The sequence below is a fragment of the Salinivibrio sp. ML198 genome, from assembly GCF_001996015.1.
Lineage (GTDB): Bacteria > Pseudomonadota > Gammaproteobacteria > Enterobacterales > Vibrionaceae > Salinivibrio > Salinivibrio siamensis.
In genome coordinates this window covers 1-399 of sequence record NZ_MUEZ01000068.1, presented here as the reverse complement: position 1 = coordinate 399, position 399 = coordinate 1, and the positions used below count along the sequence as shown (strand labels likewise).

The following is a 399-nucleotide window of genomic DNA, read 5'->3' as shown; positions in this document are numbered from 1 at the left end:
CGCCGCCGTCACCTCGATCTCTGGGCCGTCGTTTTGTGCCGCATACGTTGGCGTTGCGCTGTCAGAAGCGGTCGCATTGTCGCTATCGGTCGCCGTTAGGCTCACCGCTGGCAAGGTCTCGCCCGCATTGATCGCGTCTACACCATCTTGCGTCAACACCACGTCGGTGCCATCTATCGCGTAGTAACCGTCATCATTGCTGCCTGGCGTGAAGTCCACGCTTGGCGTGCCGTCTTCTTCGTCACTGGCGCTGAAGGTGGCCACGACTGTGTCGGTGTCGGCGTCGTTTTCATTGAACTGAGCCGCCGCCGTCACCTCGATCTCTGGGCCGTCGTTTTGTGCCGCATACGTTGGCGTTGCGCTGTCAGAAGCGGTCGCATTGTCGCTATCGGTCGCCGT

Annotated in this window: 1 protein-coding gene; it reads right to left on the bottom strand. The window is 60.9% G+C overall.

The features are described 5' to 3' along the window. A partial coding sequence (locus tag BZG25_RS16025; RefSeq protein WP_371326858.1) for a hypothetical protein occupies positions 1 to 399 on the bottom strand: 399 nt, incomplete at both ends.